Annotated in this window: 4 protein-coding genes and 2 pseudogenes; 5 read left to right on the top strand and 1 reads right to left on the bottom strand. The window is 43.6% G+C overall.

The features are described 5' to 3' along the window. Positions 1-257 precede the first annotated feature (257 nt). The 5 genes and pseudogenes from DXA05_RS20810 to nfo all read left to right on the top strand — a co-directional run bounded on the left by DXA05_RS20810 (position 258) and on the right by nfo (position 7,741). Positions 258-1,886: a Tat pathway signal sequence gene (locus DXA05_RS20810; protein WP_165861545.1), complete on the top strand. Its 1,629-nt coding sequence runs from the start codon at positions 258-260 to the stop codon at positions 1,884-1,886. A 41-nt stretch (positions 1,887-1,927) separates the two neighbouring features. Then, positions 1,928-2,899 (top strand): ROK family protein, encoded by a 972-nt coding sequence (locus DXA05_RS20805; RefSeq protein WP_015532595.1) that lies wholly within the window; start codon positions 1,928-1,930, stop codon positions 2,897-2,899. Next, a pseudogene (locus DXA05_RS20800) lies at positions 2,896-4,163 on the top strand (sugar MFS transporter). Before DXA05_RS20805 ends, DXA05_RS20800 begins: the two are co-directional and overlap by 4 nt. A gap of 41 nt (positions 4,164-4,204) precedes the next feature. Further along, entirely contained in the window at positions 4,205-6,826 is a 2,622-nt protein-coding gene (locus DXA05_RS20795) for a DUF4962 domain-containing protein (protein WP_165861544.1), read from the top strand. Between the two features lie 82 nt (positions 6,827-6,908). Then, a pseudogene (gene nfo / locus DXA05_RS20790) lies at positions 6,909-7,741 on the top strand (deoxyribonuclease IV). A gap of 711 nt (positions 7,742-8,452) precedes the next feature. On the opposite strand, the gene DXA05_RS20780 reads toward nfo, so the two are convergent. Continuing rightward, on the bottom strand, positions 8,453-10,024 hold the full coding sequence (locus DXA05_RS20780) for a ClC family H(+)/Cl(-) exchange transporter (RefSeq protein ID WP_128859598.1): 1,572 nt from the start codon (positions 10,022-10,024) through the stop codon (positions 8,453-8,455). Between the last annotated feature and the right edge of the window lie 88 nt (positions 10,025-10,112).

The raw sequence follows: 10,112 nt of genomic DNA, 5'->3' as shown, positions 1-10,112 counted from the left end.
GCCCTACGTAAAAACGACAATCTGAATTTGCGCCCTGAAAGGGCATAATTGTATACAGTTCCGCCCTTTCAGGGCTTGTGGCTGGTGTGCTTTTTTCGTAGGGCGTTGCCCTACGCTATATAATTAAGCCCTTTCAGGGCACCCCCAATAAATATATAATTGTAAGAACCGATAAATTCTTATTTAACCGATAAATTCTCATTTAACCGATAAATTCCCATTTATATAAATAAAGATTAACCAAAAACAATTATATCATGGATAGAAGAAAGTTTTTAAAAAACACAGGCTGGTCTTTCCTCGGACTGGCAGCTTCGGGCAGCTTGCTCGGTTCTTGCGCAGCAGGAAGCAAAGAGGCTAAGAAAATTATGCCATCAGCCAGCAACCTCAAAATGTATTGGGGCGACTTACACAACCACTGTAACATCACATACGGACACGGCGACATGCGCGATGCTTTTGAAGCAGCGAAAGGACAATTGGATTTTGTTAGTGTTACTCCTCATGCTATGTGGCCGGATATTCCCGGAGCAGATGATCCCCGCCTGAAATGGGTAATCGATTACCACACGGGAGCTTTCAAGCGTTTGCGTGAAGGCGGTTATGAGAAGTACGTAAAAATGACAAATGAGTATAACAAGGAAGGTGAATTCCTGACTTTTGTAGGATACGAAGCTCATAGCATGGAACATGGAGATCATGTTGCGCTGAACTATGATTTGGACGCACCACTTGTAGAATGTACTTCAATCGAGGACTGGAAAGAAAAAGCAAAAGGACATAAGGTATTCGTTACCCCGCACCACATGGGTTATCAGGGTGGTTATCGCGGTTACAACTGGAAATGCTTTACCGAAGGAGATATTACTCCATTCGTAGAAATGTATTCCCGTCACGGTCTGGCAGAAAGCGATCAGGGAGACTACCCCTATTTGCATGATATGGGACCACGCCAATGGGAAGGAACCATTCAATATGGTCTTGAATTGGGCAATAAGTTTGGTATCATGGCTTCCACCGACCAGCATTCCGGTTATCCGGGAAGCTATGGTGACGGACGCATCGGTGTTTTGGCTCCGTCACTGACTCGCGATGCCATTTGGGAAGCTCTACGTACCCGTCACGTATGTGCTGCAACCGGTGATAAGATTATTATCGACTTCCGCCTCAACGACGCTTTCATGGGTGATGTAGTTCGCGGTAACAGCCGTCGTATCTATCTGAATGTCACAGGTGAAAGCTGTATCGACTACGTAGATATTGTAAAGAACGGGCAGATTTTAGCTCGCATGAGTGGTCCGTTGACTCCCGTTGCTCCGGAAGGTGATACGGTACGTTGCAAAGTTAAAGTTGATTTTGGTTGGAATCGTGAAGAGAAATACGTACATTGGCAGGGCAAACTGTCGGTAGACAAAGGACAGATTCATAGTGTAACTCCTTGTTTCCGTGGCGCAGCATTCACTTCTCCGCAAGAAGGTGAAACTGAATTCCACACACATGTCAACCGTATTGTATCCGTTGGCGACAAGGAAACCGAACTGGATATGTACAGCAGCAAGAATCCGAATACGACTACAGCAGCCATGCAAGCTGTAATCCTTGATGTGGAAATGCCAAAAGACGGTAAGGTCATTGCCGAATTCAATGGCAAGAAGTTTGAACATACGTTGGGCGAGTTGCTTGAAGGTTCACGTTCACACTTCATGATCGGTTGGTTGAGCGAGGCTATTCTCTTCAATCGTGCCATGCCGGAAAGCTGTTTCACTCTGGAACATTACATGGAAGATAAAGAGCCGCAGCGAGATACGGATTATTACTATGTACGCGTTCGCCAACGTGACGGACAATGGGCTTGGAGTTCACCGATTTGGGCGGAAAGAGTGTAATTTTTAAGTATTAAGTATCAAGTATTAAGTATTAACGTGGTATGGAGAAAGAATACGCTATAGGAATTGACCTTGGCGGAACTTCTGTAAAATACGCCCTTATTGATAATGAAGGCGTATTTTACTTTCAAGGGAAGTTACCGTCGAAAGCCGATGTATCAGCAGAAGCTGTCATCGGACAGTTGGTTACTGCTATCAATGAAGTGAAAGCCTTTGCACAGGAGAAAGATTATAAAATTGATGGTATAGGCATCGGAACACCGGGCATTGTGGATTGTACGAACCGTATTGTTTTAGGAGGTGCAGAAAATATCAACGGCTGGGAAAACATTCACTTGGCAGACCGTATTGAAACGGAAACCGGACTTCCGGCTTTATTGGGAAATGATGCCAATCTGATGGGACTGGGAGAAACAATGTACGGAGCCGGTCAGGGAGCCACTCATGTTGTTTTCTTGACGGTAGGAACGGGTATTGGCGGTGCAGTAGTCATTGACGGCAAATTGTTCAACGGTTATGCCAACCGGGGAACGGAGCTGGGACACGTGCCTCTCATTGCCAATGGCGAACCGTGTGCTTGCGGTTCTGTCGGCTGTCTGGAACACTATGCTTCCACTTCTGCTTTGGTACGCCGCTTCAGTCAACGAATAATAGACGCAGGTATCTCCTACCCGAATGAAGAGATTAACGGAGAATTGATTGTCCGCCTTTATAAACAAGGAGATCCGATTGCAAAAATATCATTGGAAGAACACTGTGACTTTTTGGGACACGGAATTGCAGGCTTTATCAATATCTTCAGTCCGCAAAAGATTGTGATTGGTGGAGGACTCTCCGAAGCAGGAGACTTTTACATTCAGAAAGTAAGCGAAAAAGCACGTAGTTATGCCATCCCCGACTGTGCTGTGAATACTCAAATCATAGCTGCCGCTCTTGGAAACAAGGCCGGAAGTATTGGAGCTGCGTCACTTGTATTTACTCAATTATCTGCTCCAAACCTGATTAAATTATGAGAAAGAATTTAGGAATGTTGGCGCTGATTATGGCGTTCTGGTTCACCATTTCGTTTATTACTAATATTCTGGGACCACTCATTCCGGACATTATCCACAACTTCAATCTAAGTGACCTGGCGATGGCGGGATTTATCCCGACCTCTTTCTTCCTGGCATACGCCATCATGTCTATCCCTGCCGGATTACTTATTGACCGTTTCGGTGAAAAACCGGTATTATTCGGTGGCTTCCTGATGCCGTTCATCGGCACCATCCTGTTTGCCTGTATGCATACGTATCCGATGTTATTAGCTTCTTCTTTCATCATCGGATTAGGAATGGCCATGTTGCAAACTGTATTGAATCCGCTCCAGCGTACTGTAGGAGGAGAAGAAAACTATGCATTTATAGCCGAACTGGCACAATTCATGTTTGGCATCGCTTCTTTCCTAAGCCCTCTGGTATATACTTATCTGATTCGTGAACTTGACCCGGCAACCTATACAGCCGGGAAAGGTTTCTTTATCGACTTGTTGGCCGATATCACCCCACGGGAAATGCCATGGGTATCTCTTTACTGGGTATTTACCATCTGTTGTTAGTCATGCTGATTGCTGTCGGTGTCTCCCGCTTTCCCAAGATCGAACTGAAAGAAGATGAGAAAAGCGGGTCTAAAGATTCATATCTGGCTTTATTCAAACAGAAATATGTATGGCTGTTTTTCCTGGGAATTTTCTGCTACGTAAGCACGGAACAGGGAACTTCTATCTTTATGAGCACCTTTCTGGAACAATACCACGGAGTCAATCCGCAAACTGACGGTGCGCAAGCCGTGAGCTATTTCTGGGGATTGATGACAGCCGGCTGTCTCGTAGGTATGATTCTACTCAAGTTGATTGACAGCAAGCGATTGCTGCAAATCTCCGGAATCTTGACCATCATCCTATTATTATCGGCATTATTCGGAAGCAAGGAAGTATCTATGATCGCTTTCCCTGCTGTCGGATTCAGTATTTCCATGATGTATTCCATCGTATTCTCATTGGCTTTGAACTCCGCTTCACAGCATCACGGTTCATTCGCTGGTATTTTATGTTCGGCAATTGTCGGTGGTGCCGGTGGTCCGATGATTGTGAGTACGTTGGCAGATGCAACATCACTCCGCACAGGTATGCTGTTTATCCTTGTTTTCGTAGGATACATCACCTTTATCGGTTTTTGGGCACGCCCACTGATTAATAACAAGACTGTTCGTCTGAAAGACTTGTTCAAACAACGTTGAACGCTGAACAACAAACGACGAATAAAAAAATGCAAAGTTATATGATGAAACAACGAATATCTATTTTTCTCTTGTTCACCATTCTGCTATCCGCCAACGGGTATGCGCAAAAAGGAATCATGCGCCTGACTCAACAGACTTTGATGCACGAGGTACGCGAAACGCCTTCACCACTGGACGGACAGCATATCACTGTCAATCCTCCTCGTTTCATGTGGCCGGACAAATTCCCTCACTTGGGGGCCGTATTGGACGGAGTGGAAGAAGAAGACTACAAACCGGAAGTGACTTACCGCATCCGGATCGCACGCGACCCGGAATTCAAATCGGAAGTGATAACCGCTGAAAGGAAATGGGCCTTTTTCAACCCATTCAAACTGTTTGAAAAAGGAAAATGGTATTGGCAATATGCCTACGTTGACAAGGATGGAAAAGAAGAATGGTCGCCCGTTTCTCATTTTTATATAGACGAGCATATACGTACATTCAACCCGCCTTCTCTACAAGAGGTGTTAGCTAAATTACCCAAGACGCATCCCCGCATCTTGCTTGATGCCAAAGATTGGGACAATATCATCGAACGGAATAAAAACAATCCGGAAGCACAGGCTTACATCCGGAAAGCCGATAAATGTCTGAATCATCCGCTGAAACATTTGGAAGAAGAAATTGATACGACCCAGGTTGTCAAGCTGACAAACATCGTTCAATATCGTTCCGCTCTGATTCGGGAAAGTCGTAAGATTGTAGACCGGGAAGAAGCGAATATCGAAGCCATGGTACGTGCTTACTTGCTAACGAAAGACGAGGTATACTACAAAGAAGGTATAAAGCGTCTTTCCGAAATTCTTTCATGGAAGAACAGTAAGTACTTCGCGGGAGATTTCAACCGTTCCACCATTTTGTCTATGAGTACTTCCGCGTATGACGCATGGTATAACCTGCTGACTCCGGATGAAAAGAAACTACTCTTAAGAACGATTCGTGAAAATGGAAAGAAATTCTATCATGAATATGTCAATCACTTAGAAAACCGTATCGCTGATAACCATGTTTGGCAAATGACTTTCCGTATCCTGAATATGGCTGCGTTTGCTACGTATGGCGAACTGCCGATGGCTTCCACCTGGGTGGATTATTGCTACAATGAGTGGGTATCCCGTCTGCCGGGCCTCAACACGGATGGAGGATGGCACAATGGCGATTCTTATTTCCAAGTCAATCTCCGCACATTGATTGAAGTTCCTGCTTTTTATTCCCGTATCAGCGGATTCGATTTCTTTGCTGATCCCTGGTATAACAACAATGCGTTCTACGTCATCTATCAACAGCCTCCATTCTCGAAATCCGCCGGGCAAGGAAACTCACATGAAAGTAAGCTGAAGCCAAACGGTACACGAGTAGGGTATGCAGATGCCTTGGCACGCGAATGTAACAATCCATGGGCAGCCGCTTATGTACGCACTATTTTGCAGAAAGAACCGGATATCATGGAAAAGACTTTCCTCGGAAAATCCGGAGACTTGACCTGGTATCGCTGTATAACAAAGAAAGCACTTCCCAAAGAAGATCCTACTCTTGCAGAATTACCGATGGCAAAAGTATTCAATGAAACGGGAATCGGTACGATGAATACTTCTTTGGGAGATACAGACAAGAATGCAATGCTGTCGTTCCGTTCCAGTTCCTACGGTTCCACTTCCCATGCACTAGCCAATCAAAATGCTTTCAATACATTCTACGGAGGTAAAGCCATTTTTTACAGTAGCGGACATCGCACTGGTTTTACAGACGATCATTGTATGTATTCTTACCGTAATACTCGTGCGCACAACAGTATTTTGGTGAATGGAATGACGCAGAAGATCGGGACGGAAGGATATGGCTGGATTCCACGGTGGTATGAAGGAGAGAAAATCGCTTACATGGTAGGAGACGCTTCCAATGCTTATGGTAAAGTGACTTCTCCCCTATGGTTGAAACGTGGCGAATTATCCGGTACGCAATATACGCCCGAAAAAGGATGGGATGAGAACAAGCTGGATATGTTCCGTCGTCATATCATCCAATTGGGAACTACCGGAGTTTTTGTGATTTATGATGAATTGGAAGGAAAAGAACCCGTAACATGGAGTTATCTTTTACATACCGTAGAACTGCCTATGGAAATACAGGAACTGACGGATGAAGTGAAAGTTATTGGTAAGAATAAAGCCGGGGGTGTCTCTGTTGCCCATCTTTTCAGTTCGGCAAAAACGGAACAAGCGATGGTAGATACTTTCTTCTGTGCGCCAACCAACTGGAAAAATGTGACGAACGCACAAGGGAAAGCGTTGAAATATCCTAATCACTGGCATTTCTCTTCTACAACAGTTCCGTGTAAAACCACCCGTTTCCTGACAGTGATGGATACGCATGGAAAGAACCGCCCGGATATGCAGGTAGTTCGCAAAGGTAATACCATTCAGATAGGCGACTGGACTATTACTTGTAACCTGACAGAAAAAGGGAAAGCTGCCATCTATGTAAGCAATAAAACGGAAAAGGTTTCTTTAAACTATGATGCCGGTAAAAAGGAAGGTGCAACGATAGTCACAGATCAGGTAAAAGGCAAACAGGTTACTAAAGTCCTGATAGACTATTTACCGGATTTTGAGATTTAATTTCTCCCCGCTTTAAATGAAGAAACATATACTCCTATAAAAACGTTATATTTGCAGAGTAATATTAAATAAAGAAGTAACCATGAAATATATCGGAGCACATGTAAGCGCGTCCGGGGGCGTAGAGTTCGCCCCCGTTAATGCGCATGAAATAGGAGCAAATGCTTTTGCGTTATTCACCAAGAATCAACGCCAATGGGTAAGCAAACCTTTAACAGAAGAAAGTATCAGTCTCTTTAAAGAGAATTGCGAGAAATACGGTTTTCAGCCGGAATATATCCTGCCACATGACAGTTATCTTATCAACTTGGGACACCCGGAAGAAGAGGGACTTCAAAAAAGCCGTGCCGCTTTTCTGGATGAAATGCAACGTTGCGAACTGCTTGGATTGAAACTTTTAAATTTCCATCCCGCAGTTCTCTCAACAAAATTTCAATAGAGGATTGCTTGTCGCTCATCGCAGAAAGCATTAATATCGCTTTAGAAAAAACAAAAGGCGTAACAGCCGTTATTGAGAACACTGCCGGACAAGGAAGTAATCTAGGTAGCGAATTCTGGCAACTGAAATATATCATCGACCGGGTAAACGACAAGAGCCGGGTGGGTGTTTGCCTCGATACCTGCCATACTTATACGGCCGGTTATGATATTGTCAATGAATATGATAAGGTATTTGATGAGTTTGACAAGGAAGTGGGATTCAACTACCTTCGAGGTATGCACTTGAATGATTCAAAAAAAGCAGTGGGCACCCATGTAGACCGTCACGATAGTATTGGTGAAGGATTGATCGGAAAAGCATTTTTTGAAAGATTGATGCAAGATTCGAGATTCGATAATATGCCGCTGATACTCGAAACACCGGATGAAAGTAAATGGAAAGAAGAAATTGCATGGCTAAAGAGCATGGAATAATGTTTTCACCACAGAGGACACGGAGGACACAGAGGTGAATTTAGTTTATGACTTACGCTTGTGACCCTAATTTTAATGCGTAATCCTCCTCCATAAAGTTGAAAAAACATGAAAACATCTGCCACCTGCAACCAAACGCGTGTAATGCACTAGTTGATAGATAGTTGGAGCGTGGCAGATACTGTTGCAGATAGGTTGCAGATACTTTGATCTGCAACCTATCTGCAACACAGTATAAGCCTTGCATAAGCCAATTCTCCAGGAAGGCAAAAGTTTATTGTATACATTAACTTCCCGTTTCTAGGCGGGAAACTGTCGTTTCCGGCATTAGAAATTACAGTTTCCACGGTAGGAAACGAGAGTTTCTAAGGCAGGAAACGACAGTTTCTACGTAAGGATACTGTCGTTTCCCCGTAGAGACACTATCATTTCTCCATAGAGTCACCCCAATTATCCCATAGCTTTACATAAAGGAATCAAGGCTTTTTCTTTGATTATATAACGTGTTGCAGATACTTTATCTGCAACCTATCTGCCGCAGGTATCTGCAACGTTCCAACTACTTATTAACTAGTGTATTACACGCGTTTCGTTGCAGGTGGCAGATGTTTTTATGTTTTTCAACTTTATAGTAGGAAAAACTTTCGTTCATTTCTGCACCGTTTCATTCTTTTTTAGACTGTTCTAAATTTATACTGCCAACACCTATACTCAATAAATATTCGCCATACTCACTAAAGGTTCATACAGTTTCTCTATATCCTGTGAGTCCATCTCTATTTGGACCTGATCTCCAGGCATTAATTTCTGTCCTTTGGGAGGCCAATTCTTACGGTCACGATGCACATTTATAATTACGCAACGTTCCGGTAAACGAAGTTCATCCACAATCTTGCCATCTAAATAAGACCCGCTCATTACTTCTACAGACAATGTATAACGGGGCTCTTCCTTAAAGGCAGGTGAATGAATCATATCATCATATAAAATTACATTGAACGGTTTAATCTGAAGCATTTCCGTAAAGTAATAGGTTAATCCACCTACAACAATGGAAGGATAAAAGACTTCCAAATGTCCCGTAATCTCGGTTATTAAGACAATAGCCGTCAGAGGTGTACGAATGACTGCTACAAGAAATGCCGACATACAAATCAACATGATATAACTGATATTCTCATAAGCAATCACACCCTGTTGAACCATAATCAATCCCACTATTTGCCCCAAAAGTCCTCCTGTCACCAGTGTAGGGATAAAACTTCCTCCCGGTAAACCCGAAGAAAAAGAAAAGGTACTAAAAACGAAATGCAGCAACATCATGCCGACAATCCAAAGAATATGTGTATCCGGATGCATGGCCTGTGATAGCAAGAACTGTTCCCCTCCTCCCGTCAGATTAAACTCGGCCATAGAAATCAGAAAAGCAATAAAAAGCAAATACAGCATCTTCACGTATTCCGGATGCTTAATAGCGGGATAAATACGTTTCATCTGAAGAGTAGTGACAGAAAAGAATTTTCCAAAAACAGAAACTACTGCCGCTAACAAAAGAAATAGTTTCACCTGTCCCCAAAAAGTCATTCCAGGCACAATGGCATCAATATGAAAATAGGGATTGATAGGGAAAATCCAACTGGCAACCCCGCCTGCCACGACTCCTGCCAAAAGCGTGGTAATGGCCGTTTTAGGTGCATCGAACCGCTCGATAGATTCGATAACCAACAATGAGGAAGCTAATGGGGCAGCAAAAGCAGCCGCCAATCCGGCACCTGCACCGGCAGACAATAATTGTTTCCGTTCGCCACTAAGCACCCTCCCCCATTTTGATACCAAATATCCGACATACGAACCTATCTGTACGGAAGGTCCTTCACGCCCCAAAGACAATCCGGTACTTAATGCAAGTATCCCACCCACAAACTTCGCAACCAATTCCAGAAAAGGATGCTTATAATCAACCCTCCCATTAATAACCCCACGTGTTTGCGGAATCCCCCCGCCGGTAATAAGCGGCATTTTCTTCACCAGCCAGGATACGAATACAAGTATTCCCCACATCAACAGGAAAAGAGGGATATACCAATACCACTTGGGATGAGAATCAAAAAAATCATGGCGGAGATTAAAGAAGAACTGTAACAGGTAATGATAAGGCACGGCAACGAGTCCCGTCAGTAATCCTACGAAGATACTGACAAAGTAAAGTCGTGCATCAATTAACTTCAATTTAAAGATTCGCCAACGACCCTTATCCTTCAATTTACCAAAGAAATCAAACATCCGACAAAGTTTTCATTATTTCTATGCACGACATACAACAATGCAAACCCTGCCGAGGTTCCCGAAATTACAATAAATTAGGCACGGA

The organism is Bacteroides sp. AM54-2NS (assembly GCF_003602935.1).
GTDB lineage: Bacteria > Bacteroidota > Bacteroidia > Bacteroidales > Bacteroidaceae > Bacteroides > Bacteroides xylanisolvens.
This window is presented reverse-complemented; position numbering and strand designations above follow the sequence as displayed.

Excerpts from the sequence above, each read along its gene's own strand:
- DXA05_RS20810 (WP_165861545.1), top strand. The coding sequence starts at position 258 with ATGGATAGAAGAAAGTTTTTAAAAAACACAGGCTGGTCTTTCCTCGGA.
- DXA05_RS20805 (WP_015532595.1), top strand. The coding sequence starts at position 1,928 with ATGGAGAAAGAATACGCTATAGGAATTGACCTTGGCGGAACTTCTGTA.
- DXA05_RS20795 (WP_165861544.1), top strand. The coding sequence starts at position 4,205 with ATGATGAAACAACGAATATCTATTTTTCTCTTGTTCACCATTCTGCTA.
- DXA05_RS20780 (WP_128859598.1), bottom strand. The coding sequence starts at position 10,024 with ATGTTTGATTTCTTTGGTAAATTGAAGGATAAGGGTCGTTGGCGAATC.